The sequence below is a fragment of the Amycolatopsis sp. WAC 04169 genome (assembly GCF_003947535.1).
GTDB classification, from domain to species: Bacteria; Actinomycetota; Actinomycetes; order Mycobacteriales; family Pseudonocardiaceae; genus Amycolatopsis; species Amycolatopsis keratiniphila.
Genome location: NZ_QHJI01000010.1, coordinates 106,556 through 130,601, shown reverse-complemented (window position 1 = coordinate 130,601; position 24,046 = coordinate 106,556). Strand labels below are relative to the sequence as shown.

General features: G+C 68.9%; 24 protein-coding genes. 11 read left to right on the top strand and 13 right to left on the bottom strand.

Translation table 11 applies throughout. The annotated features are described in order from the left end of the window. Window positions 1-166: 166 nt before the first annotated feature. Both DMC61_RS28085 and DMC61_RS28080 read right to left on the bottom strand, forming a co-directional pair. Window positions 167-1,396: a hypothetical protein gene (locus DMC61_RS28085; RefSeq protein ID WP_125692654.1), complete on the bottom strand. Its 1,230-nt coding sequence runs from the start codon at window positions 1,394-1,396 to the stop codon at window positions 167-169. 47 nt (window positions 1,397-1,443) lie between these two features. After that, window positions 1,444-2,250, bottom strand: a complete 807-nt coding sequence (locus tag DMC61_RS28080; protein WP_158634143.1) for a Crp/Fnr family transcriptional regulator — start codon at window positions 2,248-2,250, stop codon at window positions 1,444-1,446. 132 nt (window positions 2,251-2,382) lie between these two features. Here DMC61_RS28080 and DMC61_RS41235 point away from each other — a divergent pair, with 132 nt between their 5' ends. Further along, window positions 2,383-2,913, top strand: coding sequence for a Pycsar system effector family protein (locus DMC61_RS41235; protein WP_158634142.1), 531 nt, complete (start codon window positions 2,383-2,385; stop codon window positions 2,911-2,913). Between the two features lie 6 nt (window positions 2,914-2,919). On the opposite strand, the gene DMC61_RS28075 is transcribed toward DMC61_RS41235, so the two are convergent. The 3 genes from DMC61_RS28075 to DMC61_RS28065 form a co-directional block, all read right to left on the bottom strand. Further along, entirely contained in the window at window positions 2,920-3,606 is a 687-nt protein-coding gene (locus DMC61_RS28075) for a Crp/Fnr family transcriptional regulator (RefSeq protein WP_199750124.1), read from the bottom strand. A 69-nt stretch (window positions 3,607-3,675) separates the two neighbouring features. Further along, window positions 3,676-4,776: a cytochrome P450 gene (locus tag DMC61_RS28070; protein WP_125692648.1), complete on the bottom strand. Its 1,101-nt coding sequence runs from the start codon at window positions 4,774-4,776 to the stop codon at window positions 3,676-3,678. A 10-nt stretch (window positions 4,777-4,786) separates the two neighbouring features. Further along, window positions 4,787-5,308, bottom strand: coding sequence for a MarR family winged helix-turn-helix transcriptional regulator (locus DMC61_RS28065; protein WP_125692646.1), 522 nt, complete (start codon window positions 5,306-5,308; stop codon window positions 4,787-4,789). 238 nt (window positions 5,309-5,546) lie between these two features. On the opposite strand from DMC61_RS28065, the gene DMC61_RS28060 reads away from it, so the two are divergent. The 3 genes from DMC61_RS28060 to DMC61_RS28050 are packed head-to-tail and all read left to right on the top strand — an operon-like array spanning window position 5,547 to window position 7,563. Then, window positions 5,547-6,251 (top strand): ABC transporter ATP-binding protein, encoded by a 705-nt coding sequence (locus DMC61_RS28060; protein WP_125692644.1) that lies wholly within the window; start codon window positions 5,547-5,549, stop codon window positions 6,249-6,251. After that, the gene (locus DMC61_RS28055) at window positions 6,248-6,961 is read left to right on the top strand and encodes an ABC transporter permease (RefSeq protein ID WP_125692642.1); all 714 of its coding nucleotides are present in this window, start codon (window positions 6,248-6,250) and stop codon (window positions 6,959-6,961) included. Before DMC61_RS28060 ends, DMC61_RS28055 begins: the two co-directional genes overlap by 4 nt. Beyond that, a complete protein-coding gene (locus DMC61_RS28050) occupies window positions 6,958-7,563 on the top strand; it encodes a hypothetical protein (protein ID WP_125692640.1) in 606 nt (201 codons plus the stop codon). The genes DMC61_RS28055 and DMC61_RS28050 overlap by 4 nt, the downstream gene beginning before the upstream one ends. Here the strand turns inward: DMC61_RS28050 and DMC61_RS28045 are convergent. From DMC61_RS28045 to DMC61_RS28035, 3 genes are read right to left on the bottom strand one after another with little or no spacing between them, the layout of a single operon-like run. Continuing rightward, the gene (locus DMC61_RS28045; protein ID WP_125692638.1) at window positions 7,538-8,233 is read right to left on the bottom strand and encodes a response regulator transcription factor; all 696 of its coding nucleotides are present in this window, start codon (window positions 8,231-8,233) and stop codon (window positions 7,538-7,540) included. The genes DMC61_RS28050 and DMC61_RS28045 overlap by 26 nt on opposite strands. Further along, a complete protein-coding gene (locus tag DMC61_RS28040; protein ID WP_233594979.1) occupies window positions 8,230-9,090 on the bottom strand; it encodes a sensor histidine kinase in 861 nt (286 codons plus the stop codon). Before DMC61_RS28040 ends, DMC61_RS28045 begins: the two co-directional genes overlap by 4 nt. A gap of 27 nt (window positions 9,091-9,117) precedes the next feature. Continuing rightward, the gene (locus DMC61_RS28035; protein ID WP_233594978.1) at window positions 9,118-9,828 is read right to left on the bottom strand and encodes a TSUP family transporter; all 711 of its coding nucleotides are present in this window, start codon (window positions 9,826-9,828) and stop codon (window positions 9,118-9,120) included. A 367-nt stretch (window positions 9,829-10,195) separates the two neighbouring features. Here DMC61_RS28035 and ald point away from each other — a divergent pair, with 367 nt between their 5' ends. From ald to DMC61_RS28010, 5 genes are all read left to right on the top strand, one after another. Then, window positions 10,196-11,311 carry an alanine dehydrogenase gene (gene ald, locus DMC61_RS28030; RefSeq protein WP_125692633.1) on the top strand — a complete coding sequence of 372 codons (1,116 nt, stop codon included), beginning with the start codon at window positions 10,196-10,198 and terminating at the stop codon, window positions 11,309-11,311. A gap of 64 nt (window positions 11,312-11,375) precedes the next feature. After that, a complete protein-coding gene (locus DMC61_RS28025; protein WP_125692631.1) occupies window positions 11,376-12,836 on the top strand; it encodes a PLP-dependent aminotransferase family protein in 1,461 nt (486 codons plus the stop codon). A gap of 104 nt (window positions 12,837-12,940) precedes the next feature. Further along, entirely contained in the window at window positions 12,941-14,587 is a 1,647-nt protein-coding gene (locus tag DMC61_RS28020) for an amidohydrolase (RefSeq protein WP_125692629.1), read from the top strand. Continuing rightward, window positions 14,584-14,796 (top strand): DUF3311 domain-containing protein, encoded by a 213-nt coding sequence (locus tag DMC61_RS28015; RefSeq protein WP_063271626.1) that lies wholly within the window; start codon window positions 14,584-14,586, stop codon window positions 14,794-14,796. The genes DMC61_RS28020 and DMC61_RS28015 overlap by 4 nt, the downstream gene beginning before the upstream one ends. Continuing rightward, window positions 14,796-16,235: a sodium:solute symporter gene (locus tag DMC61_RS28010; RefSeq protein ID WP_125692627.1), complete on the top strand. Its 1,440-nt coding sequence runs from the start codon at window positions 14,796-14,798 to the stop codon at window positions 16,233-16,235. Before DMC61_RS28015 ends, DMC61_RS28010 begins: the two co-directional genes overlap by 1 nt. Window positions 16,236-16,240: 5 nt before the next feature. On the opposite strand, the gene DMC61_RS28005 is transcribed toward DMC61_RS28010, so the two are convergent. Both DMC61_RS28005 and DMC61_RS28000 read right to left on the bottom strand, forming a co-directional pair. Next, window positions 16,241-17,479 (bottom strand): polysaccharide pyruvyl transferase family protein, encoded by a 1,239-nt coding sequence (locus DMC61_RS28005; RefSeq protein ID WP_125692625.1) that lies wholly within the window; start codon window positions 17,477-17,479, stop codon window positions 16,241-16,243. Continuing rightward, a complete protein-coding gene (locus tag DMC61_RS28000) occupies window positions 17,476-18,075 on the bottom strand; it encodes an OmpA family protein (RefSeq protein WP_233594977.1) in 600 nt (199 codons plus the stop codon). Before DMC61_RS28000 ends, DMC61_RS28005 begins: the two co-directional genes overlap by 4 nt. 310 nt (window positions 18,076-18,385) lie before the next feature. On the opposite strand from DMC61_RS28000, the gene DMC61_RS27995 reads away from it, so the two are divergent. Then, window positions 18,386-18,586, top strand: a complete 201-nt coding sequence (locus DMC61_RS27995; protein WP_125692623.1) for an Rv0909 family putative TA system antitoxin — start codon at window positions 18,386-18,388, stop codon at window positions 18,584-18,586. Here DMC61_RS27995 and DMC61_RS27990 read toward each other — a convergent pair. From DMC61_RS27990 to DMC61_RS27980, 3 genes are read right to left on the bottom strand one after another with little or no spacing between them, the layout of a single operon-like run. Next, the gene (locus tag DMC61_RS27990) at window positions 18,569-20,257 is read right to left on the bottom strand and encodes a cobalt chelatase (protein ID WP_125692620.1); all 1,689 of its coding nucleotides are present in this window, start codon (window positions 20,255-20,257) and stop codon (window positions 18,569-18,571) included. The two genes, DMC61_RS27995 and DMC61_RS27990, sit on opposite strands and share 18 nt — an antisense overlap. Beyond that, window positions 20,254-21,186 carry an AAA family ATPase gene (locus DMC61_RS27985; protein WP_125692618.1) on the bottom strand — a complete coding sequence of 311 codons (933 nt, stop codon included), beginning with the start codon at window positions 21,184-21,186 and terminating at the stop codon, window positions 20,254-20,256. Before DMC61_RS27985 ends, DMC61_RS27990 begins: the two co-directional genes overlap by 4 nt. 9 nt (window positions 21,187-21,195) lie before the next feature. Then, window positions 21,196-21,996 carry an IclR family transcriptional regulator gene (locus tag DMC61_RS27980; protein WP_125692616.1) on the bottom strand — a complete coding sequence of 267 codons (801 nt, stop codon included), beginning with the start codon at window positions 21,994-21,996 and terminating at the stop codon, window positions 21,196-21,198. A 144-nt stretch (window positions 21,997-22,140) separates the two neighbouring features. On the opposite strand from DMC61_RS27980, the gene xsc reads away from it, so the two are divergent. Continuing rightward, window positions 22,141-23,949 (top strand): sulfoacetaldehyde acetyltransferase, encoded by a 1,809-nt coding sequence (xsc, locus tag DMC61_RS27975; RefSeq protein ID WP_125692615.1) that lies wholly within the window; start codon window positions 22,141-22,143, stop codon window positions 23,947-23,949. Window positions 23,950-24,046 lie beyond the last annotated feature (97 nt).

Sequence of the window (24,046 nt, the reverse complement as noted above, 5' to 3'; positions counted from 1 at the left end):
CGCGCGCCGGTGAAGAGCGCTTGATTCTCTCCGCGGGCGTCGTCACCGGAGAGCCGTTTTTCGTCGTCAGGTGCATTGCTCTCCGCCGACTTCGCCGTCGGTTGACCGGCTGGAGGAGGTGAGGTCGCCGGCGCCGTGGCGCCCGGTGCGTCGTTGGCTTCTTCGCTCATCGGGGCGATCCGTCGCCGTTGTACACGGTCCCGTTGATGTAGGACCCGTGTATGACAGCGCTCCCGATGTTGGAAACAGGTCCGTGGAAAGGGCCCGCCGCCGGGGCGGGCGGTACCGGCGAGGTGGCACTGGCGGGCTGCCCCGCATCCGGCGGTATGGAATAGCCAAGAACCCGGAGCCAGGATCCGGGATGGGTATCGATCTTTCGGTAGCTGTCGGGCATGACCAATCGAGCGCTGGTTCCCTGGACGAATCGCCGGTGGACTTCGTCGGACAGCACGACGGCGATGTTCGCGTCCGCGACACGACCGAGGACGGCCATAGCGGCTTCTTCGGAAGCGAGCTTGCGCGCCTCGTCGGTGTTGTGACCGAACGCGATGCCGACGGACACCTTGGGGCAGTCACCGATCGCGAGCGCCTGCTGTAAATGGTGTAGCCAGACGCCGAGCAGGAGGCCGCCAGTGACACGAGGCGACAAGGTCACGACTCCCTCGGTGTCGTCGGGCCCCTCGGTCGGCGAGATTCCAGCGGCGTCGAAGGAAGCACACACGGCCTGTGCGACGGAACTGTCAGAGGCCTCCGGGATCCTCCCGCGCTCGACACGAATGGCGAAGGCGGCTTGGTCGGCTGGTCGCGCGGGGGAGTGACCGGGCACGCGGATCCAGGCCCCGCTCCGGAATCGTTTGTCCGTCTCTTCGACCTGGACTCGGGCGAAGTCGTGGACACGTAGGGTGGTGAGCCCCTGGCGGACGGATCCGTCGAAGATAGCCTCCGAAACGACCTGCACGAGGTTGGCTTCGGGATGATCCGTCAACGCCTCCCGGACCGGTTTGGCATCACGGAGCCGGCAGACGTGTATCGGGCCGTCCGAGGCGAAGCCGTAAGCGGCGGGCAGGGCACCACCATGGTGTATCGCGAGGCGCAGCCGAAGCCGCGCTTCGGGTCGTCTATCGCGGTTGAACAGCTCAAGCCGGTTGTCCAGCTCCCGGACGAACGGATCGATCAGGGTGAGTTCGGCGCCGTCCGCGATGACGGCCAAGAATCCGTCCCCGGCCTCCTGTATCCGCCAGGTCGCGGGGTCAAGGCCAGCTGCGGTTCCGGCCGCATCGACCGCCGAAGAGAGCGCCTCCTGAAGGTCGAACTGCTGCCGCGCGTCACGATCGCTGTAGCGCCACGCGTCGACGGCGAGTAGCAACACCCTTGAGAATTCGTTGTGGTCCGGCAACCCGTCCTCCTCCGAGGATCGATGAGCGATCCGATGACTTCGAGTCCCTAACTCTGAGCCACGTCCGCGTCGACGATCCCGTATTGATACGGGTTCTCCCGTTCGAGTACGCCGAATCGGCGCAACCTTGGCAGATCGGCGACTACGATTCGTCGAGATTTCCGCTGCACCAGCCCGAATTGTTGCAACAGGCGCAGAGTCTTCTCGAACGTCGCCAGAGATACGCCGGCAAGCGAGGCCAACTCGGTCTGTGTCAACGCGACGTCGAGGTCCAAGCCTTCCGCGGTCCTGATGCCGTACGCGCCGGCGATCTCGGCGATGATCCGGCCGACCCGCACGGGCGCCGGACAGGCGACGAACTCTGTCCTGCCGACGTCCGCCTTGTGCAGCCGTGTGCCCAAGGTCCCCGCCAGTGCGGCCCAGGCATCGGAATGACGATCGAAGAAGTCGCACAACTGCAAGTTCTTGATCAACCTCGCTTGCGCGGGTTTGCAGGTCATCACGTTGGCTGAGTGCGGCAGCCGCTCGAGCATCGAGATCTCTCCGAGCAGGTCGCCGCGACCGCGCAGAGCGAGGAGCACGGGCCTGCCGAACTCGGTGTGGACAAAGACCTTCATCAGGCCGTCGAGCAGCAACACCACGTGGTGGCTTTCCTCGCCCTGCCGAAATACCTGGTGCTGCGCCTCATAAGCCACCGCCGTGCCCAGTTCGAGAAGAGCTTCCCTGGACCGTGTCGACATTCGGCCGAGCAGGGTGTCGGCGGGCCAAGACTGCTGGTTCAGCTCCGCTCCCTCGTCATGCCGTGCGTGCACCTGCCCGCGCGAGCTGCCATTGGACCCCTCCAAGGCAGCCATGTCACGGCGATCCACACCCCGTCTCGGGACGGGATGCGGCCGGGAAATGACCCGATGAGGAGAACCCGTCCTGAGGCGGCATATGTGCGTCGCGGTCACACGACGATGGTGGCGACAGCGAGGAGAGTCACGATGCGAAGCACCAGCAAGAAGCCACCGGCCGGGCTGCGGGGCAGCACTGTCCGGGCGGAAGCAGAGCTCAGCACGATGCTGAACACGATCTCGTCCTTCCAAGGCGCGGTCCAGCACGCCGATGAGAAGGTGCGGACCGTCGTGGCGATACAAGCCATGATCACCGCCATGGAGACCGCTCAGCTCGCCCTGCTCGGACCACCACGGCTGATCTCGGCTCCGCATTTCGCGATCTTGTTCTGTTTCGTGGTGGCGTACCTGTATTCGTCGTTTCACCTCGTCCAGGCTGTCCGGCCTCGGACAGGCGCACCGCCCGGGGGTAACAGGTTCGCTTTTCCGAGCGTAGCGACCGGCAAGTCCGCGGCCGTCTCTCGATCCGTGCGAGACCAGTGCGATGAGGCCCGCGAGTTGATCAGGTTGCTGGCCGCCCTCGCCATGCGGAAGCACCGCCACGTCCGATTCGCGCTGACCGGCATCTGGGTGCTCTTCCTCAGCGGACTCGGACTCCCGCTCATGACGATGTTGTCGTGAGCGGGGTCAACCTTCGGCCACGGCGGCGAGTCGAAGCCGATCGCGGATGCGCAGGCTGCGGTATCCGGTTTCGACGATGTCTTCCCGCCGGAGAAGCGCCAAAGCGCGGTGCACGGTCGGCTCCGCTGCCCCGACCAGCGCCGCGAGTTCGGGCTGGGACAGGGAAACGCCGAGTTCGACATCCGGGCCGGCGGGGACACCGTAGGATGCGGACAACTCGACCAGCACACGGGCGAGCCTGACCCTGACCTCGCGACTCCCGAAATCGATCCGGCGGCGGGTGGCCCAGCGCAGTTTCACCGCGACATTGCTGCTCGCCGCCAGCGCGACTTCCGGGGTCTCGGTCAGGAACCGGCGGAACTCGGCCTGTGCGACGATCCGCGCCCGGACCCGGCCGGCCGTGGTCGCCGTGGCGATCCTCGGCTGCCCGTCCATCGCCGCGAGCTCACCCACCAGATCTCCACCGACCCGGATGGCCAGGAGCGCCAGCTGTCCGTCGGGCGTCGTACCGGTGATCTTCACGCAGCCGTTGAGGAGGAGGAACGCGTGTGTGCTCGAGTCCCCTTCGTGGAGAAGTACCGTGTCGGGGTCGTATTCCTTCAATGTGCCGAGGGCCAGCAAGGCGGAACAGGCTTTCGGCGGCAGTCCCGCCAAGAAGCTGCCGGTCGGGAACCGCAAGGTTCGATCACTCAATGCGACAGCCTCCTCACCCGTTCGAATACTAGGACGGCAGGCGAGGACACGCCAGCAGCACGCAGCCCGTCACCAGTCGATTGGCACCGCGACCGGGCCCCGGAGCGTCAGGAACATCCGCCGCCAGGCGACTTCTTCGAGCGGTACCGCGAGGCGCAGTCCCGGGGCGGCGGCCAGAAGCGCGGCGACACCGGTCCGCAGTTGCAGGCGGGCCAGTGCCGCGCCGAGGCAGTGGTGCGGTCCGTGGCCGAAGGACAGATGTCCTTGCGTGCGAAGGGGATCGACTCGCTCCGGTGCGGGAAACCGCCGGGGGTCGTGGTTGCCCGCCTGCAGGGAGGCGAGGACGAATTCGCCCGCGCGGATCGGCACCCCGCCGACGTCGGCGTCTTCTACCGCGACTCGCCCCTGGTCGGCGGCCGAACCTTGGTCCTGGCGAAGGAATTCCTCGATCGGCGCGGGATCGCGGGGCAGTTCGGGGTCGGCCGCCAGTCGCAGCACGATCTGGGCCAACGCGTTCGCGGGCGGGACGTATCCGCCGAGAAGGATCGCGAAGGCGAGTTGGGTGACCTCGTCCGGCCGCAGCGCGTCGCCGTCGTCGCCCCGGGCCTGCAACAGGCCAGTCAGGAGGTCCTCGCCGGGCGCGAGGTGTTTCGCCTCGACCAGTTCCGCGAGGTAGTCACCCAGCTTCCGGGAGGACTCGGTCATCTCCTCGTAGCTCGGCGCGGTGAACACCGCGAGCACGCCGTCCGCCCAGCTCCGCAGCGCGTCACGAGCCGACGGTGGAACGCCGAGGAGTTCGTTCAGCACCGAGAGGGCGAACGGGATCGCATATCCCTCAAGGATTTCCGCGGGCGGTCCCGGTGCGAGCAGCTTCGTGACCAGGTCTTCCGCGATCGCCTCGACGCGCGGCCGCAGGAGCTCCACCCGGCGTGGGGTGAGTGCCTTACCCGCGATGCGCCTGAGCCGCGCGTGTTCGGGGCCGTTCATGGTGAAGAGCAGAGCGTCGGCGCCGGTCTCGGGAACCCCGGGCAGCCAGACGCGGAATCGCGGATCGGTAAGCAAGGCACGGATGTCGTCGTAGCGGGTGACGAGCCAGGCGTCCTCGCCGGTCGCGAGACGCACGCGGCTCACGGGCTCCTCGAGTTCGGTCGCCGTGAACGGGTACTTCATGTGCTTCCCCCTATTTCTTCGGTTTGCCGGTCACCTCTTCGGCCAGCGAGTGCAGCGGCATCAGCGCGGCGGGGTCCCCGCCCACCTTGAGGGCGCGGGCGGTGAGCAGGCGGTACAGCTCGTCCGCCGCCCGGACCAGGCGCGCCGCGCGTTCAGCGGCCGAATCCTCGTCCGGATCGAGTTCGGCGAGCGCCGCCGCGAGGACCTGCTCGGCGTTACGCTGCTGGCGCTGTGCGACCGCCGAGACCAGGCCGTCGACCGGGGAGACCAGGGTGCGGCGGCGGTCGGCCGGATCCGGATGCGTGCGCAGGGCGCCCCGCTCACGCAGCTTTCCGACGGCGACGGAGACATGGCTCTGCGCGAAACCGGTGCGCGCGGTCAGCTCGCTGATCGACAGACCTGGTGCTTCGACGACCACCGAGATCAGCACGAGATAGATCTCCGGCACCTCGGGATCGGCGTCGTCGCGCATACCTCGGGACGCCAGCTCCATCAGGTGCTTGCCGAGCAGGTACAGCTCACCGGCTTTCACATCGGAAACGATACATCGAAAACGATGAAACTCGCCAGGTGATTCCGGGGTGACGTCCGCGAGGCTAGCAGCGAATTCCTGAATCGATCCCGATCTCTGATCAGGCAACTCAGGTCATCACATAGGACCCAGGGCCCAGGGACACCGGCCAGGATCGGCCCCCGGTCCGACGCGAAGGCGTACCCCGTTGGGATGGACTGGCGAGCGACGTGTTCGCGCTCGACGGGAAGAAGTCCTGATGCTCAAGTTCGACCGGCTCACCAAGCGACGAGGATCGGCGACGATCCTGTCCGACGTCAGTTTCGAAGCCCGTCCGGGAAGGGTGACCGGCTTCCTCGGGCCCAACGGCGCCGGGAAGTCGTCGACCCTGCGGATCCTCCTTGGGCTGGACCGGCCGACGTCGGGAACCGCGCTGGTCGACGGTGTTCCGTTCGCCGCTCTGCGGGATCCGCTGCGCAAGGTCGGCGCCGTACTCGACGGCTCGGGCGCGCATCGCTCGCGCACCGGCCGGGCGCATCTGAAGTGGGTCGCCGCGGCGGGCGGTATCCCGCGCGGCAGGGTGGACGAGGTCCTCGCGGAGGTCGGGTTGTCCGCCGCCGCGGGCAAACGCGTCCGCGGCTACTCGCTGGGGATGGGGCGACGGCTGGCACTGGCGGCGGCACTGCTCGGCGACCCCGAGGTGCTGGTCCTCGACGAACCAATCAACGGTCTCGATCCGGAAGGCATCCGCTGGATCCGCGGTTTCCTCCGCGAACGGGCCGCGGCCGGGCGGACCGTCCTGCTTTCGAGCCACCTCATGGGAGAACTGTCGGAGACGGTCGACGACGTCGTGGTCATCGACGGCGGCAGGATCGTCGCGCGGGGAACACTCGCCGAGGTCGTGGGTGGGCACCGAAGCCTGGAGGACGCGTTCTTCGCGCTCACCACAGGGGCCGTGCGATGAGGGTCTATCGGGGAGAACTGCGCAAACTCACCTCGCTGCCGTCGGTCTGGGCCGCGGTCGCGGTCGGCGTACTGGTCCCGGCCACCCTGACGTTCCTCAACGCGAGGGCGGCGGTCAGTCGTGGCAACGTGGACCTCGGATTCCAGGAACTCGCGTTCGGCGTGGTGGGCGCGATCATCCTGGGCGTCGTCGCGGTGAGCAGCGAGTACACCACCGAGGGGGAGAACGCCGGTGGCGGACGCCAGATCACCACCAGCCTCACGGTCGTGTCGTCCCGGAGGCGCTTGCTGATCGCGAAGCTGGCGGCGATGAGCACGGTGGTCGCGGCGCTGGCGGCGGTGTCCGCGACCATCACCCTCACGACCGTCGAAGCGCTGGGTACCGCCGATTTCCGACGCCTGCTCGGAGTCGTCCTCTACTGGGTGCTGACGGCCCTGCTCGCGTCCGGCTTGACCCTGTTGACACGCAACGGAATCCTGCCGCTCACCGTGCTGATCCTGAACACGTCGGTGGTCACGGTCACCTACCTGCTCACGAAAGTCACGCCGCTGGCCGCGTTCTTCCCCGACCTGGCAGGGTTCCGGATGTTCATCGAGCGGGTGGAGCTGCCCGTCCGGCTCGCGCCGGTCACCGGTGGCCTGGTGATGACGGCCTGGGTCGCGGCACTGCTCGCCGCGGGTTTCCTGGTCTTTCGCGGGAGGGACGCGTGACGGGCGGCCGGGCGATCCGGGCCGAGATCCTCAAACTGCTCAGCCTGCCGGCGACGTACTTCACCCTGCTCGGCACCTTGGGTGTTTCGGCGATCCTCGCGACCGCGTTCTCGCGACAAGGCGTCTCACCCGTCGGCTACGTCCAGGCCGGGTTCATCGTTCTCGGTGTCGTCGCGGTGACGTCGGAGTACGGCGGCGGCCAGATCCACCGCACCCTGACCGCCATGCCACGCCGGATCACCCAGCATCTGGCCAAAATGACCGCCCTCCTGGTCGTGGCCGCCCCGGCGGCCGCCCTGACCGCGCTGGCCGGCGGACCGTGGTCCGATGTGGCGGGAGCGAGCGCCTATCTCGCGCTCACCACGATCCTTTCCGCCGCCGTCGCGACGGTCGTGCGATGGAGTGTCCCGGCGGTGGCCGGGCTGCTCGGGTACTACTTCATCGCGGGCCCGCTTCTCCATGACCGGGCCACTTTCGCGGACTACCTCCCGGACGCCGCGAGCCATGACTTGCGCGCACTCGGCGCTTCGGCCGTCGTGCTGGGCTGGGTGCTCGTCGCCGTGGGGATCTCCGCGATCACGTTCCACCGGCGGGACGCTTGACCGCGCGCGGGGCCACTAATCCCAGGTCGTACGCCGTGATCACCAGCTGGGCGCGGTCGCGGGCCGAAAGCTTGCTCAGGAGCCGGCTGATATGCGTCTTGACCGTCTTGACGGCGATGGTCAGTGTCTCGGCGATCTCGGTGTTGGACAGCCCGCGGCCGACGTAGGTGAGGATCTCGATCTCACGCTGGGTCAGGCCTGCGGGCGGGGGCGGGCTGTGGTGCGGCGGCGCTGTGACGTAGTGCGCTATAAGCCGGGTGAGAATGGCGGGCGCGAACAGGGATTCGCCGCTGTGCGTCCGGCGGACGGCGGCGATGAGCTCGTCCGGTTCGGTGTCCTTGAGCAGGAAACCGCTCGCACCCGCGCGGAGCGCACCGTAGACGTACTCGTCCAGCTCGAACATGCTCAGTACGAGGATCCTGGTCCCGGCCAGGTCGGGACAGGCGCTGATCTCCTTGGTGGCCACGATCCCGTCCCGGCCGGGCATGCGGATGTCCATCAGCACGACGTCGGGGCGCAGCCGCCGCGCCAGTTCCACCGCCTGCGTCCCGTCTTCGGCCTGTCCGACGACGACCAGGTCCGGGGTGGCGTCGATGATGATCGCCAGGCTGTGCCGCAGCAGCCGCTGGTCGTCGGCGAGCAGGACCCGGATCGGTGGTTGTCCGGTCACCGGCGTGCTCCGTCCGGTAGTCGCGCGGTGAGCCGGAATCCGGTTCCGGCCGGTGCCACGTGCAGGTCGCCGCCGAGCACCTCGGTCCGTTCTCGAAGTCCGGCCAGGCCGTGACCGGCACCCGGGGCGGGGGACCAGGCACTTCGCGGCCCGTCGTCCTCGACGGTCACGACGATCGTGTCGCTGTCGCGCCGGACCTCGACGCGAGCGATCGTCGGCCCGGCGTAGCGCGCGGTGTTCGCGACGGCTTCACGGACGATTTCGCACACAGTCGCTTGTATCCCAGGGGAAACGTCCCCGAGCTCGCGGACGTCCAATCGCGGCTCGATGCCCAGCGGACGAGCGGCCTCGACGATGGCGGGAAGATCCGACAGGTTCAGCACGGGCCGCAACGGGGCGCCGCGCTCGTCAGGGTCGCGAAGCACGGCCAGCATGCGCCGGAGTTCGGTGACCGCGTCCCGGCTCGTCCGCTCGATGTCGACGAGTGCCTGTTCGCGCTCCGCTTCCCGGACTTCCCCTTGGACCCGCCGCGCCGCACTGGCTCGCAACGTGATCACGCCGAGGCCGTGGGAAACGATGTCGTGGAGTTCCCGGGCGATCCGGAGCCGCTCATGCTGCGTGGCGTGCTCCGCCGCCCAGCCGGTGAGGCGGGTTTCGTAGTCGAGGCGCCGCTTGCGAGCGCGGATCAGCGTCCACGTCGTCACGCCGATGGCCGTGGCCACCACGAGAATCGGCACGACGACCGCGCCGGGTCCGTTCGCGCCGACGGCCAGCAGCGCGATCGCGGCCACGACCAGTACCGCGGAGGCGACCAGCCACGCACGCGATCGCCATTCGGGGCGGTCCGGCGGAGTCATCACCGGCCATCGTATTACCGGCGGTCCTCAGGCCGCGTGCGCCAGCGTCAGCGCGCCACCCGCCGCCGAAAGCAGGAGAACGGACCAGCGGACGGACCGTTCACCGACCCGGCGGCTGAGCGCCCGCCCCAGAAGATCGCCCGCGAGTGCGGCGAGAGCGACCGCGAGGAGCACGCTCACGGGCACCTCCACCCAGCCGAGGCTGGGCAACGCGACCAGGCCGAGGAGGAAGAAGTAGATAGACAGCGTCCCGCGTGTCTCGTCCGCGCCCCAACCCGCGCTCGCCCCGTACACCGCCACGGCGGGACCGGAGAGTCCGGCGACGGAGTTCATCGCCGCGCTCAGCACACCCGCGCCGACGGCGCCCGTCCGTCCGGCCAGCCGTCTGCTGGTGATGCCGCTCGCCAGCACGCCGACGGCGAGGACACAGCAGCCGCCCGCGGCGAGCAGCAGCGGCCGCGAGGGGACACCGCGGACCACGAGCGCGACGATCGGCGTGAACAGCACCGCGGGCACCGTCAGCCACGCGACCTGGGTCCATCTGATCGCCCGCCAATGGGTGATCGCGACCGCGAGATAGACCGGGAAGCCGAGCAGCAGGGTGAGCCGGACGGCGTCGAGCGGGCCCAGGGCCAGCGCCAGGAACGGTACGCACAGCAGGGAAAGCCCCATCCCGGAAAGGCGCTGGGCGACCACCCCGGCCGCCGCCGCGAGCGAGGTCATGGCCAGGGTTCCCACGAGTCCATTGTGGATCCGGTCTCGGCGTGGCGGTAGCCGTCGTCTGGCGAAGACGTCATAGCCCAGCGCTATGAGCGGCGAAGGATGTCTTGTGGTGTGAAGGTGGCTTTCGTCGCGTCGGATGCGGGGAAAGTCCCCTTCGGCCCAGGCTCTGCGGGGCTGCGGTCAGGGGCGTGTCGCGAAAGCCACTTTCGCGACACGCCATGACCGCGAGCAGGTCATGATCTACGACGGCACGTGGTGATGCCTTCACGGAGCACCTCCTCGCGAACTGGACCCGTCGAACGCGCGGGTTCTGGCACTTCTGGCCGTTCCAGCCGTGCCGCACGCTCAGCGTCACTGCCTTTGGAACAGACGGGAGCGTGAGATGAAGATCGGTGTCCCTCGTGAAGTCAAGAACCACGAGTACCGGGTCGCGGTGACACCCGCGGGCGTACACGAGTTCACTTCGGCCGGGCACGAGGTGTTCGTCGAGCGCGGAGCGGGGGAAGGGTCTTCCGTGCGCGACGAGGACTACGCCGCCGCCGGCGCGAAGGTGCTCGACAGCGCCGACGACGTCTGGGCGACCGGAGACCTCGTGCTCAAGGTCAAGGAGCCGATCGCCGAGGAGTACCACCGCCTGCGCCGCGATCAGCTGCTGTTCACCTACCTCCACCTCGCCGCGAGCGAGCCGTGCACGCGGGCGCTGCTGGACGCGGGCACGACGTCGGTGGCGTACGAGACGGTGCAGCTGCCGAACGGATCGCTGCCCCTGCTGTTCCCGATGAGCGAGGTCGCCGGGCGGCTGGCCCCGCAGGTCGGCGCGCAGACGCTCATGCGGGCCAACGGCGGGCGCGGGGTGCTCATCGGCGGCGTCTCCGGGGTCGCCCCGGCGCGGGTGGTCGTACTCGGCGCCGGTGTCGCGGGTATGAACGCGGTCGCCGGCGCGGCCGGGACCTGGGCCGACGTCGTCCTGTTCGACAAGAACGTCGACAAGCTCCGTGCCGCAGACCGGATGTACCAGGGCCGGATCCGCACCGCCGCGGCCAACGCGTACTCGATCGAAGAGGCCGTGCTCGAAGCCGACCTCGTGATCGGCGCGGTGCTCGTGCCCGGTGCCAAGGCGCCGAGCCTGGTGTCGAACGATCTCGTGTCCCGCATGAAGCCGGGCAGCGTGCTCGTCGACATTTCCGTCGACCAGGGTGGCTGTTTCGAGGACACGCGGCCGACCACGCACGCGGAGCCGACGTTCCAGGTGCACAACTCGGTGTTCTACTGCGTCGCCAACATGCCCGGCGCCGTTCCGCACACCTCGACGTACGCGCTGACGAACGTCACGCTGCCCTACGCGCTGGAGCTGGCGAACCACGGTCTGTCCGGCGCCGTCGCGCGGTGCCCGGAGCTGCGCGGCGGGGTCAGCACGGTGGACGGCAGGCTGACGTCCGCGCCGGTCGGCGAGGCACTGGGAATCGCTTCGGCCGTCCTCGACGACGTGCTCGGCTAGGTGGTGCGGGCCGGGATCGGGAGCTAGGTTCAGATCCCGGCCCGTCGCCGGAAGGGAGGTGCCGTTGCCGCGAACGTTGATCGAAATCGACCGGACGTCCGCCGAGCCGCTCTACCGGCAGGTGCGGCGTGCCATCGAGCACGGCATCGCGATCGGCACGTTCGACCCGGCGCACCGGCTGCCGAGCTCGCGTGAGCTGGCCGCCGAACTCGGCGTTTCCCGCAACACCATCAACCTCGCCTACCAGGAGCTGGTCGCCGAGGGGTTCGTGGAGAGCCGGGAGCGCAGCGGGCTGTTCATCAACGCGGAGATGCGGCCGCATTGCGCGGTGCAGGAGCGCGGCACCAGCCCGGCCATCGACTGGAGCGCGCGGGTGCGCCGGTATCCGGACGCCGGGGTGCCGCATATCGAGAAACGCCCGGACTGGCACACCTACCCGTACCCGTTCCTCGCCGGGCAGGTGGACGTCACCGCCTTCCCGGCGCGGTCGTGGACCCGCTGCCTACGAGACGCGCTGTACCGGCCGCACGTGTTCCCGAGCCTGCAGGACAGCGTCGGCTCCGACGACCCGATGCTGGTCGACCTGATCTGCCGTCAGCTGCTCACCGCGCGGGGGATCGAGGCCGACCCGTCCGAGGTGCTGATCACCGTCGGCTCGCAGCAGGGCCTCGACCTGCTCGGCCGCGCGCTGCTCGGGGCGGACAGCGTCGTGGCGATGGAGAACCCGGGATACCTCGACGCCCGGCACATCTTCCTGCGCACCGGCGCCGGGCTGCGCGGCGTCGACGTCGATCAGAGCGGCCTGCGCCCGCCGGACACGCTCGACGGCGTCGACCTGCTCTATCTCACCCCGAGCCACCATCACCCGACGAACGCGACGTTGAGCATCGGCCGCCGCCGGCGGCTGCTCAGCCTCGCCGCGAGTGCGGGCACGGTGCTCGTCGAGGACGACTACGACAGCGAATTCCGGTACCACGGCAGCCCGACGCCCGCGCTCAAGGCGCTCGACGGCACCGGTGACGCGATCTACCTCGGCACCTTCTCCAAGTTCCTCTCGCCCGGCCTGCGGCTCGGGTACTTGGTCGGGCCGCGCGAACTGGTGCGGGAGCTGCGGGAGATCCGGCGGTACGTGCTGCGGCATCCGCCCGGTCACCTCCAGCGGGCGCTGGCGTTACTGATCGACAGCGGCGAGTACCACCGCTCCCTGCGGCGGTACCGCACGAAACTGATGCGGAAGTGGGAGGCGACCTGCGCCGCGGTCACCGAACACCTGCCGTGGACGCAGACGGCGTACCCGCCGGGCGGCGTCAGCCTCTGGATGACCGGGCCGCCCGAATTGGACTGCCGGGTGCTGATCGAGCGCGCCGAGCGCGACGGCGTCCTGATCGAGCCCGGTGACATCTTCTTCGTCGGGGACGATCCGCCGAAGAACCATTTCCGGATCGGGTTCGCGGCCGTCCCCTTGCGTGACATCGACCCTGGTATCCGCCTGCTCGGCCAGGCCTGCCGCGACCTGATCGCGTAACTGGTACCACCGCACCGGAGCGTTCTGGACCTGTTCAGGCGGCCAGATGTGCCGCACTGTCTGGGGATCCCTCGTGAGCCAGGACACGTCGCCAGGAGGTCCGTGTGGTGGAGTTCGTTCGAGAAGCCGATTTCGTCGCGCTCGGTGGCACCGTCCTCACCTTGGACGCGGCGGGGAGACGGGTACGCGCGCTGGCCGCGAGCGGCGGGCGGATCACCGCGCTGGGTTCCGAACGGGAGATCTCCCGGCTGATCGGCCCGGAGACCACCGTGCTCGACCTGGCCGAGCGCACGGTGATCCCCGGGTTCGTCGAATCCCACAACCATCCGGCGTTCTTCGGGATGACGCTGGCCGCGCCGGTCGACGCCGGCAGCCCGCCCAACGACACCATCGCCGACATCGCCGGACGCGTCGCCCAGGCGGCGAAGGAACTGGGCCCGGGGGAGTGGATCCGGGGTTTCCGGTACGACGACACGCTGCTCGCGGACGGCCGTCATCCGACGCGCGCGGACCTCGACCCCGTCTCCGGCCGCAATCCCGTGGTGCTGACCCATGTTTCCGGCCACTTCTGCACCGCGAACTCGCTCGCCCTGCGCGAAGTCGGGATCACCGCCGAGACCCCGGACCCGCCCGGCGGGCTCATCGTGCGCGACGCCCGCGGGGAGCCGACCGGTGTGCTCGTGGAGACCGCGGCCTTCCTCGTCACGTCCCGGCTGCCCGGCCAGGGCGCGGGCGAACTGGCCGAAGCGCTTCTCCTGGCGGACGAGGAGTACCTCGCCAACGGCGTGACCTCTGTGCACGACACCGGTATCGGGCTCATCGGCGGAGCGGCGGAACTGGAGGCGTACGCGCTGCTGAGGCGCGCCGGAAAGCTGCGTGTCCGGGTGCGCGGTTACCTGTTCGACGGTCTCCTGCCCGGCCTCGGCGAAGGTCACCCGGAACGGCCGGAAGCCCAGGCGGACGACAAATTCGCGATGACGGGGGTGAAGATCGTCGCGGACGGTTCGATCCAGGGCAAGACCGGCTGCCTCGCGGAGGGCTACACCTGCGATCCGGACGAGCACGGCATGATGCTGCTCGAACCCGCCGACCTCGGCCGCCGGATCGCCGCGCTCGACGCGGCGGGCTGGCAGGTCGCCGTGCACGGCAACGGCGACGCGGCGATCGACGCGATCATCGACGGCTACTCCCGGCTGGGCTCGCCGCGGGGAACCGGCAGGCGGCATCGGATCGAGCACTGCCAGACGGTGCGCGAAGACCAGCTGGACCGGATGGCCGCCCACGACGTCCTCGCGTCGTTCTTCGTCAAGCACGTCTACTACTGGGGAGATCGGCATCGCGACGTCTTCCTCGGGCCCGAGCGGGCGCGCCGGATCAGCCCGCTGGTTTCGGCCCGCTCACGCGGAATCCACTTCGGACTGCATTCGGACACCCCGGTGACGCCGGTGCCGCCGCTGGAGGGGATCTGGTGCGCGGTGCGCCGGATCACCAGGCAGGGCAAGGTACTCGGCCCCGAACAGGCGGTGGACGTCGATGCCGCGTTGCGCGGCTACACGATCGACGCGGCCTACCTCGCGGGCGAGGAAGACGTCAAAGGCAGCCTGGAGATCGGGAAACTCGCCGATCTCGCGGTGCTGTCCGGCGATCCCACCACGGTCGACCCCGACCGGATCCGCGAGCTGACCGTGGACGCCACCGTCAGCGGCGGCGAGGTCGTCTGGCGGCGCGAAACGACGGGAGCACGACGATGATCCGCAGCTGGCCGAGTGTCCTCATAGGATTGTTCGTCCCCGCCTTCGTCCTGCTGGCGGGAATCCTGATGCTGTCCGGATCGACGGCGTCGGTGCTGGGCATCCCGGTGCTGTTCTTCTGGGTGTTCTGCTGCTGCCCGCTGACCACCCTGTGCCTGTGGATCAGCTGGCGTTTCTTCGACCGCGCCCACTACCCGGAGGACGACTGATGCTGATCGCGATCGTGGCGGTGGTGATGGCGGGCTCGATCGGGCTCGCCGTGTGGGCCGGACGGTCCACGCGCGACGGTGGGATCTCGGAATTCCTCGTCGGCGGCCGGTCCTTCCCGGCGTGGCTGGTGTACTTCCTCGCGGTCGGCGAGGTGTACAGCATCGGGACGATGATCGGGTTCCCGAGCGGGATCTACGCGCACGGCGCGAGCTACGGGATCTGGTTCCTCGGCTACATCCTGCTCGCGTACTCGCTGGGCTATTTCCTGGCCCCGCTGGTGTGGCGGGCGGCGAAACGGTACGACGCGATGACCGTGCCCGACGTGTTCGGACGGCATTTCGGCAGCAGGCGGCTGGAGCTGATCACCTGCGTGACGATGCTGATCGCGCTGGTCCCGTGGGGGCAGTACCAGTTCATCGGGCTCCAGGTGGTGCTGAGCAATCTGGGGCTGCGGCTGGATCCGGTGCAGAGCGTGGTGCTGGCGGGCATCGTGGCGTTCGTCTACATCGCCGTCTCCGGTGTGCGGTCGCCCGCGTTCGTCTCGATCCTCAAGGATTTCTTCATGCTGCTCGGCGTCGTGCTCGTCGGGGTGGCGGTCGTGATCGCCGCCGGCGGCACCGCCAAGGTCAGCGGGCCCGAGGTGCTCAGCGCGGCGCAGACCACCATGGGCGGCTCGGAACTGACCTTCGCGATGACGACGATCCTCTTCCAGAGCATCGTGTTCTACCTCGGCTTCGGTGGCGCGTACGTGTTCCCGGCCCGGTCCGAACGCGCGGTGAAGAGCTCGACCGTGTGGATGCCGATGTACATGCTGATCTACCCGTTCCTGGTGCTGGCCGCCTACTACGGCGTGCGCGCGCATCCGGATCTGGAGAACCCGAACACGGTGTTCATGGTGACCGCCAAGGGTTTGCTGCCCGACTGGCTGCTGGGACTCGTCGCCGCCGGCGCCGCGCTCTCCGGTGTGCTGGTGCTCGCGGCGACCGCGCTCACCATCGGCGGCATGGTCTGCCGCAACCTCGCGCCGAACGTCCCGGCCGCGGCGCAACGGCGGTGGACGGTGGTCGCGGTGGCGAGTTTCCTGGTGCTGGCGGCGGTACTGACCCTCGTCGCGTCGACGTTGATGCTCACGATCCTGAACCTGACGTACAACCTGCTGGCCCAGGTCGTCCCAGGCTGGCTCGCGATCCTCTTCGTGCGCCGGGTGCGGACGGCCGCGGTCGCCGCCGGGATGGTCGCCGGGGTGCTCACCGCGATCGCCCTGTACCTCACCGGTGCGACGTTCGGCGGGTTCAACGCGGGTCTGGTGTCGCTCGGGGTGAACCTGGCCGTGGTGGTTGCTTGGAGCCTGGTGAAACCGGACGTGGCGCGGACACCGGTGGCCCGGTCGGCCGAGGCCGCCCCGGACGCCGAGGCGGTCCCCTCCCTCAGTGCGTGATCCGGCTAGCTCGACCGGGTTCGCCACGAGCGCAGGGCGAGGCGCCGCGTCGCGGGCCGGACCTCCTCGGCCACCTGGTGTCCGTACACCGCCGTCGCGACCGAGCGTTTCAGGTCGCGGCACCGCCGGAGGACGTGCGGCGGGAAACCGGTCCCGGTCGGGCGGTCCGGGGTTCCGCCCTCCTCGGCGTCGAACGACGTCCAGCCCGAGCCGAGGTCGATCAGGCTGCGGTGCTTGGTCGTGTAGTACCCGCGCGACACGCTGAAGGCGAGACCGGCCGCGCCGGCCGCCGCGGCGACGAGATGCAGGTGATAGCGGCTGGAGATCCAGGTCTGCCCGGGCGCCAGCGGCAGGCCGTGGCGCCAGATATCGCGGAACGGATGGAACTCGGCACCGGCGAGTTCGTGTTCGAGCAGCGCCGGGACGGCGCGGTCGACACGGGGAATCCCTTCGACGACGGCGAGTTGCTCCGGGTCGACTTCCCAAGCCCGCAACAAACCCAGCACCTGGGAGGCCAGCACGGACGGTTCGAAGGCGCCGATGTCGGATTGGACGCACAGCACGAATTCGCGCGCCTGCGCGGCGGGTCTCTGCTCGGGTGGCTCCAGGAAGACGTCGTCGCATGTGCGAGCAACCCCGGGCAGCAGTTCGGCCGACGGGTCGTCACGGACGTCGACGACGTCGAAACGGTCGACGAGCGATCGGAGGAGATCGGTGGCGCCGGGCGGGAACGGCGTCAGTCCCTGCCCGGTCATGGCGGTGCGGGCACCTGACCGCCGGGCGGCCGCAGCGGCACCGGCGAGCAGCCCGATGTGCCGGGGCCACAGCGCGTTGAGGTAGCCGCCGCCGATCAGGTGCAGCACGTCGGTCCGGCCGAGCAGATCGATGCCCGCGTCCCAGCGGGGCGCGAGCCCCGGGTCGTTCACCGCGGACTGCACCCAGTTCGCCACCTCCCACGGATCGTCCGAGGGCGCCTCGCCACACAACCGCCACAGGGTGTCCGTGCAGCGCAGGCGTGGATGCAGATCGTTCAGCAGCAGTTGCGCGGGTCCCGGTGAGTGGGTGTCGAGCCAGACGTCCGCCTCGGGCTCGGTCCGTGCCAGATAGCGCAGCCAGGTCGCCGCGATGAGTTCGTCGCCGAAATTCGGAAAGCCGCTCGGGCCGATCAGATAGTGGCGACGGCGGGGACGCGGCGCGCGGGTGGGGGAGTCGCCTCCCTCACCCGCGCTTCCGTCGAAGGTCACTGCGCGACGGTGATCTGCGTGTCCAACGCCTTGTCGCCCTGCGCCTTTTCGTTGCCGGTCGCCTCGGTCTTGACGCGGTCCTTGGCCACGCCCGCCGCTTCGAGCGCGGCGGTGATCGCTTCCGCGCGCTTTTCGGAGAGGGCCTTGGACTTTTCCGCGTCGGGGTAACCCGCGTGCGTGGCGACGGCGATCTTGACGTCGTTGCCCTGCATGGCCTTGGCGATCTCGCCGAGTGCCGTTTTGCTCTTTTCGGACAGTTCCGCACTTTCGGTGGTGAAGGTGATCGGTGACTGCTGAAGCGCCTGCTGGATCGCGGCGGTCACTTTCTGGGCCGCCTCGCCGCCTGCCTGGCCCGCGTCGCCGGTGCCCGCTCCCGAGGAGGCCGGGGCTCCGGAGGACGGCGCGCCCGCCGCGCTTGAAGCGGTTCCATTCGTGCCAGAAGACCCAGCCGCACCGTTTTCGCCTTCGGAGCCGCACGCGGCCACGAGGCCGGCCACGATCGCCACGCCCGTCACCGTTCGGGCAATTGTCCTGCGCATGAAGTTCGAACTCCCTTTGGCCGTCTCCGCATTGGCTGACGCCAGGGATACGAACACGAAAGGACTAAATGCGCCAACCGCGAGCGAGCGCGTCCTTCAGTTGTCATCCATCGCCGAAGTCCGGAGAAATCGCTTCGACCAGGAAACTCGTTACAGTCATGGATCGATGACGAGATCGGCAAGTCCACCCGAGTGAGCGACCGTGAGTGCCGTCTCTTCGTGGTCGAAGCGCTTTTCCTTACCTGGTCGAAGGAAATCGTGCCCGGGACTCACCCACCCGTCGTCCCCGAGTTGCCCCGCGACGCGAATGCACTTTGATGGAAGGCATACGCCGGATCGACGGCGTACCGAAAAGTGAGGAGTTCTCATGGGTATCGACTTCGAAGGCATGAAGGACAAGGTGAGCGGCGAGCACGTCGACAAGGCCGCCGATTTCGCTAAGGGCCGCTTCGGTGAACACTCCGACAAGATCGACTCGGCCGCCGACAAGGCGAAGGACTACCTCGGTGAGTCCGGCGGCGGTGAGCAGCAGGGCGAAGGCCAGCAGGACTCACCGCAGGGCCAGTAACCCGAGGACGTCCCGGAACGGCGCGTATCCGGACGTCACCGAGGTGTCGAGCACTCGCGAGCGGCGGTAGAAGAGGCTGAGGTCGAGGCCGACCCCGACCCCGCGGATCTCGACGGTGCTTTCCTCCCGCAGCACCGTTTCCCGCAGATGTTCGTCCAGGTAGTGCGGATCGTTCGCCAGGCTCGTCGCGCTGTCCATGGGGCTGCCGTCGGAGAGGACGAGCAGGATCCGGCGTGCTTCCGGTCGCGCGCGCATCCGGGCGCAGGCCCAGGCCACCGCCTCACCGTCGATCCCTTCCCGGAACAGATCGGCTTTCAGCAGTGCGGCGAGGTCCGGGCGTGCCCGGCGCCACGGCGTTTCGGCGGCCTTGAACACGAGGTGAAGTCGTTCGTTGAGCCTGCCTGGATGCGGTGGCCGCCCGGCCCGGATCCAGTCCCGCCTCGGCCTGCCCCCGTTCCAGCCGCCGGTGGTGAACCCGAGCACTTCGCAGGCCGCCCCGGCGAGTTCGATCGAGCGGGCGAAGAGGTCGACCAGCGCGGCGACGGGTTCCGCGTGCGCGGTCATCGAACCCGAGCAGTCGATCAGGAACGTCACGAGCGTGTCCGCCACCGGTTCGATCCGCTCGGTGCGGAAGATCCTTCGCTCCGTGGGTGAACTGATCAGCTGTGCCAGGGTCCGGCCGTCGAGCAGGCCTTCCTCCTGCGCGCCGTCCCAGCCGTCGCGTGCCGGTTCGGCGAGCACCGCGTTGAGGTCGCGTGCCAGCCGTCCCGGCCCGACACCCTGCCTGCCGACACGCCGGTCGAGCCGCTCGCGGAGCTCGGCGAGCATCGCGGGCCGGACCAGGTCCGAAGCGCGCCGCTCGCGGTCGTACGCGGTGGTGTGGACCCGGTACGCCGCACCGGATTCGCCCAACGTCCGGCTGTTTCCAGCGGCCGCCGAGGGGATCTCGTCGCCTTGGCTCGCGTCGAAGTCGATCGCGAGGTTGAAGCGGGGGTCGGTGGGATCGCCGTCGTCTTCGGCGTCCTGAGCGGTTCCGGCGAGCAGCGCGCCGGTCGTCCGGGCGATCGCCAGCGCGTGTTCGGCGAACGCCTTCTGATCCGTCCGATGCCGTCGCAAGCCGGCGAGGTCGTGGCCGAGCGACGGCGCCAAGGCGAACCGGGTCGCCTCGATCAGGTCCTCGGTCTCCTCGACCACGGGTTCGCCGGTGATCCGCGAGCGGCAGATCTGCGCGACCGTGTACAGCAGCAGCCCGCGGGCGGTCTCCGTCAGCCCGGACCGGTGGAACTCCAGCGACCAGCGGACGTGGCGCAGACGCAGGTTCCGCCGCATCCCCGGTAGCTCCGCGGGCGGGAGCGACTCGACGCGGAACTGTTCCAGCAGTTCGAAAATCCCGCGCTCGGCCGGATCGCTTGGGCTCAGCCCGCGGTGGAGCGCGGCGTCCGATGTGGTGAGACGTAAGGCCATTCCGTCCGCGATCCCGCGTGCGGACAGCAGATCGTCGTCGGCGGACTGACGCAGGTGAGGCGCGTGCAGGGGCAGCGGTTCGCGTCCTCGATGCAACCGCCGCGCCCGGAAATGCAGTGCCGGATCGCCGCTGAGCGCCCGGACCGCGGCCGCGCACAGCTCCTCGACCTGGTTGCGGCGCCGGGTTTCCGCCTGCCCGGCGGTCATGCCGAGAGCAGGTGGAGCTCGTCGTCGAAGCAGCGCTGGAAGTACTCCGCCACCAGGTCGCGCTCGGCCTCGTCGCACTTGTTCACGAAGGACAGCCGGAAGGCCGTCGCCGGATCACCGAAGATCTCGATGTTCTCCGCCCAGGTGATCACCGTGCGCGGGGACATCAAAGTGGACAGATCACCGGCCTGGAAGCCCTTGCGGGTCAAGGCGGCCACCGCGACCAGGGACGCCGCCAGGTTTTCCGGGATGCCGGGCACCCTGGCCCGCACGATCGCGATCTCCTCGGCGGCGGACAGGTAGTTCAGCGAAACCACGATGTTCCAGCGGTCGATCTGCGCGTGGTTCAGCCGCTGCGCGCCGTGGTACAGGCCGTTGAGGTTGCCAAGGCCGACCGTGTTGGCGGTGGCGAACAGCCGGAACGACGGATGTGGCCGCAGCACCCGGTTCTGGTCGGTGAGGGTGAACTTGCCGTCGCGTTCGAGGACCCGCTGGAGCACGAACATCACGTCCGGGCGGCCCGCGTCGTACTCGTCGAGCACCAGCGCGACCGGCCGCTGCAACGCCCACGGGAGGATGCCCTCCTGGAACTCGGTGACCTGCTTGCCCTCGCGCAGCACGACCGCGTCGCGGCCGACGAGGTCGAGGCGGTTGAGGTGGCCGTCCAGGTTGACCCGCACGCACGGCCAATTGAGCCGCGCGGCGACCTGTTCGATATGGGTCGACTTCCCGGTGCCGTGCAATCCCTGCACCAGCACACGGCGGTCGCGGGTGAACCCGGCGAGCAGCGCCAGCGTCACGTCCGGGTTGAAGCGGTACGCCTCGTCGACCTCGGGGACGTGCTCGGTGCGTTCGCGGAACGCGCCGACGACCAGATCCGAATCGATGCCGAAGACGTCACGCACCGGTAGCCGAAACTCGGGGACCATGAGAACTCCTTACGACGGAACACTTTCCGGTTCGGACCCGCCCTCGGCGTCGACGCGGCTGATCGCCTCGGCAGCGCGCTGCAGCGCCGGGAGCGTCTGCAGGGCCTTGTCCGGCGTCAGCCGCATGACCGGCGCCTGCACGGCGACGCAGAGGTTGGCGCGTCCCGGCACGAGGACCGCGACGCACACCAGACCGGGCAGGAACTCCTCGTCGTCGAGGGCGAACCCGTCCCGGCGGATGCGGGTGAACTCGGCCTCGAGCGCGTCGAGGTCGGTGATGGTCTTGTTCGTGTACTGCTTGAGCGGCGCGTGCGCGAGCAGCTTCCGCCGCTGAGCCGGGCTCATCTGCGCGAGGATCATCTTGCCGCTGGCGGAACAGTGGATCGGCACCCGCGACCCCGGCCGGAGGTAGAACCGCAGCGGTTCCGGGGTTTCGACCCGGTCGAGGTACACGATCTCGTTGCCGGACAACGTGGTCACGTTGCAGCTCTCGCCGAGTTCGTCGACGAGGTGACGCAAAACGGCGTGCCGGGCGCCGTGGTGGGTCGCGTTGAGGAGCAGGTTCTCCGCGAGCCGGCGCAGCCGGTGGCCGGTGCCGTAGTGGCGCCCGTCGGCCTGCCGGATCAGCAGGCCCGCGCCTTCGAGCTGTTGCAGCATGCGGTGCAGCGTCGGTTTCGGCAGGCCGGTCTCCTCGACGAGACCCTGCAGGGAGACCAGCTGATCCTTGGCGGCGATCAGCTCGAGCAGGGAGAACAGCCGCATGGTCGGCGTGTCCCCGTTGATCGGATCGGGTTCGCGAAGCAGCTCCATGTTCCGAAAAGTAGCACACCGCGTCTCGGTTTCCAGAATCTGACGTTGACGCTCGGCGGTCCGCGTCCTATCGTCGGTCGCATCCTGATTTCAGGAACGCCACGTACCGATTTTTGTAAATATCGCCTGTCGAAGGAGCGGAACATGACGGAACGGAAGACGGGTGACGGCCGCGTGGTCGTCAGCGGCCGGAAGAAGATGACCCCGTCCGAGGCCTTCGTCGAGACGCTCGTGGCGAACGGCGTCACCGACATCTTCGGCATCATGGGTTCGGCGTTCATGGACGCGATGGACATCTTCGCGCCGGCGGGGATCCGGCTGGTACCGGTGGTGCACGAGCAGGGCGCCGGGCACATGGCCGACGGCTACGCCCGGGTGAGCGGCAGGCACGGCGTCGTCATCGGGCAGAACGGCCCGGGCATCAGCAACTGCGTGACCGCGATCGCGGCCGCGTACTGGGCGCACAGCCCGGTCGTCATCGTGACGCCGGAGGCGGGCACCATGGGCACCGGCCTCGGCGGCTTCCAGGAGGCCAACCAGCTGCCGATGTTCCAGGAGTTCACCAAGTACCAGGGGCACGTCAACAACCCGAAGCGGATGGCCGAGTACACCGGCCGCTGCTTCGACCGCGCCCACTCGGAACTCGGCCCGACGCAGCTCAACATCCCGCGTGACTTCTTCTACGGCGAGATCGAGGCCGAAATCCCGGAGCCCGCCCGGCGCGACCGCGGCCCCGGTGGCGAGCGGAGCCTCGACGAGGCCGCCGCGCTGCTGGCCACGGCGGAGTTCCCGGTGATCATCTCCGGCGGCGGCGTCGTGATGGCCGACGGCGTCGAGGAGTGCAAGGCGCTCGCCGAACGCCTCGGCGCGCCGGTGGTGAACAGCTACCTGCACAACGACTCGTTCCCGGCGAGCCACCCGCAGTGGTGCGGGCCGCTGGGGTACCAAGGGTCCAAGGCTGCGATGAAACTGATCTCGCAGGCGGACGTCGTGATCGCGCTCGGTTCGCGGCTCGGCCCGTTCGGCACCCTGCCGCAGCACGGCATGGACTACTGGCCCAAGGACGCGAAGATCATCCAGATCGACGCGGACCACAAGATGCTCGGCCTGGTCAAGAAGATCACCGTCGGCATCTGCGGTGACGCCAAGGACGCGGCGGTCGCGCTGACCAAGCGGTTGGCCGACCGCACGCTCGCCTGCGACTCCACAAAGGACGCTCGCGCGGCGAAGATCAAGGTGGAGAAGGACGCGTGGGAGGCCGAGCTCGACGCCTGGACCCACGAGACCGACCCATTCAGCCTCGACATGATCGCCGAGCAGGAGGGCGAGGAGGGCAACTGGCTGCACCCGCGGGAAGTGTTGCGGGAGCTGGAGAAGGCCATGCCGCCGCGGGTGATGGTGTCGACCGACATCGGCAACATCAACTCGGTCGCGAACAGCTATCTGCGGTTCGAGGAACCGCGCAGCTTCTTCGCCCCGATGAGCTTCGGCAACTGCGGGTACGCGCTGCCGACCATCATCGGCGCCAAGGCCGCGGCGCCCGACCGGCCCGCGATCTCCTACGCCGGCGACGGCGCGTGGGGGATGAGCATGGGCGAGATCATGACCGCGGTCCGGCACGACATCCCGGTCACCGCGGTGGTGTTCCACAACCGGCAGTGGGGTGCGGAGAAGAAGAACCAGGTCGACTTCTACAACCGCCGGTTCGTCGCGGGCGAGCTGGAGAGCGAGAGCTTCGCGGGGATCGCCAAGGCGATGGGCGCGGAAGGAATCGTCGTCGAGAAGCTCGACGAGGTCGGCCCCGCGCTGCAGCGCGCCGTCGAGGCGCAGATGAACGAGGGCAAGACCACCGTCGTCGAGATCATGTGCACCCGGGAACTGGGAGACCCGTTCCGCCGCGACGCGCTGTCCAAGCCGGTGCGGTTCCTGGAGAAGTACAAGGACTACGTGTAGGCCTCGTTTTGCGCGTGAAGGCCCCCTTCCCTCGGCTGAGTCGAGGGAAGGGGGCCTTCACGCGTGTACGGGGAGGGCTGCGGTGAGGCGTCGGTCG

Bases quoted from the DNA above. Each gene is read 5' to 3' on its own strand.
- DMC61_RS28080 (WP_158634143.1), bottom strand. From the start codon at position 2,250: ATGGCTGCCTTGGAGGGGTCCAATGGCAGCTCGCGCGGGCAGGTGCAC.
- DMC61_RS41235 (WP_158634142.1), top strand. From the start codon at position 2,383: ATGCGAAGCACCAGCAAGAAGCCACCGGCCGGGCTGCGGGGCAGCACT.
- DMC61_RS28070 (WP_125692648.1), bottom strand. From the start codon at position 4,776: ATGAAGTACCCGTTCACGGCGACCGAACTCGAGGAGCCCGTGAGCCGC.
- DMC61_RS28060 (WP_125692644.1), top strand. From the start codon at position 5,547: ATGCTCAAGTTCGACCGGCTCACCAAGCGACGAGGATCGGCGACGATC.
- DMC61_RS28055 (WP_125692642.1), top strand. From the start codon at position 6,248: ATGAGGGTCTATCGGGGAGAACTGCGCAAACTCACCTCGCTGCCGTCG.
- DMC61_RS28040 (WP_233594979.1), bottom strand. From the start codon at position 9,090: ATGACTCCGCCGGACCGCCCCGAATGGCGATCGCGTGCGTGGCTGGTC.
- ald (WP_125692633.1), top strand. From the start codon at position 10,196: ATGAAGATCGGTGTCCCTCGTGAAGTCAAGAACCACGAGTACCGGGTC.
- DMC61_RS28015 (WP_063271626.1), top strand. From the start codon at position 14,584: ATGATCCGCAGCTGGCCGAGTGTCCTCATAGGATTGTTCGTCCCCGCC.
- DMC61_RS28010 (WP_125692627.1), top strand. From the start codon at position 14,796: ATGCTGATCGCGATCGTGGCGGTGGTGATGGCGGGCTCGATCGGGCTC.
- DMC61_RS27995 (WP_125692623.1), top strand. From the start codon at position 18,386: ATGGGTATCGACTTCGAAGGCATGAAGGACAAGGTGAGCGGCGAGCAC.
- DMC61_RS27990 (WP_125692620.1), bottom strand. From the start codon at position 20,257: ATGACCGCCGGGCAGGCGGAAACCCGGCGCCGCAACCAGGTCGAGGAG.
- DMC61_RS27985 (WP_125692618.1), bottom strand. From the start codon at position 21,186: ATGGTCCCCGAGTTTCGGCTACCGGTGCGTGACGTCTTCGGCATCGAT.
- DMC61_RS27980 (WP_125692616.1), bottom strand. From the start codon at position 21,996: ATGGAGCTGCTTCGCGAACCCGATCCGATCAACGGGGACACGCCGACC.
- xsc (WP_125692615.1), top strand. From the start codon at position 22,141: ATGACGGAACGGAAGACGGGTGACGGCCGCGTGGTCGTCAGCGGCCGG.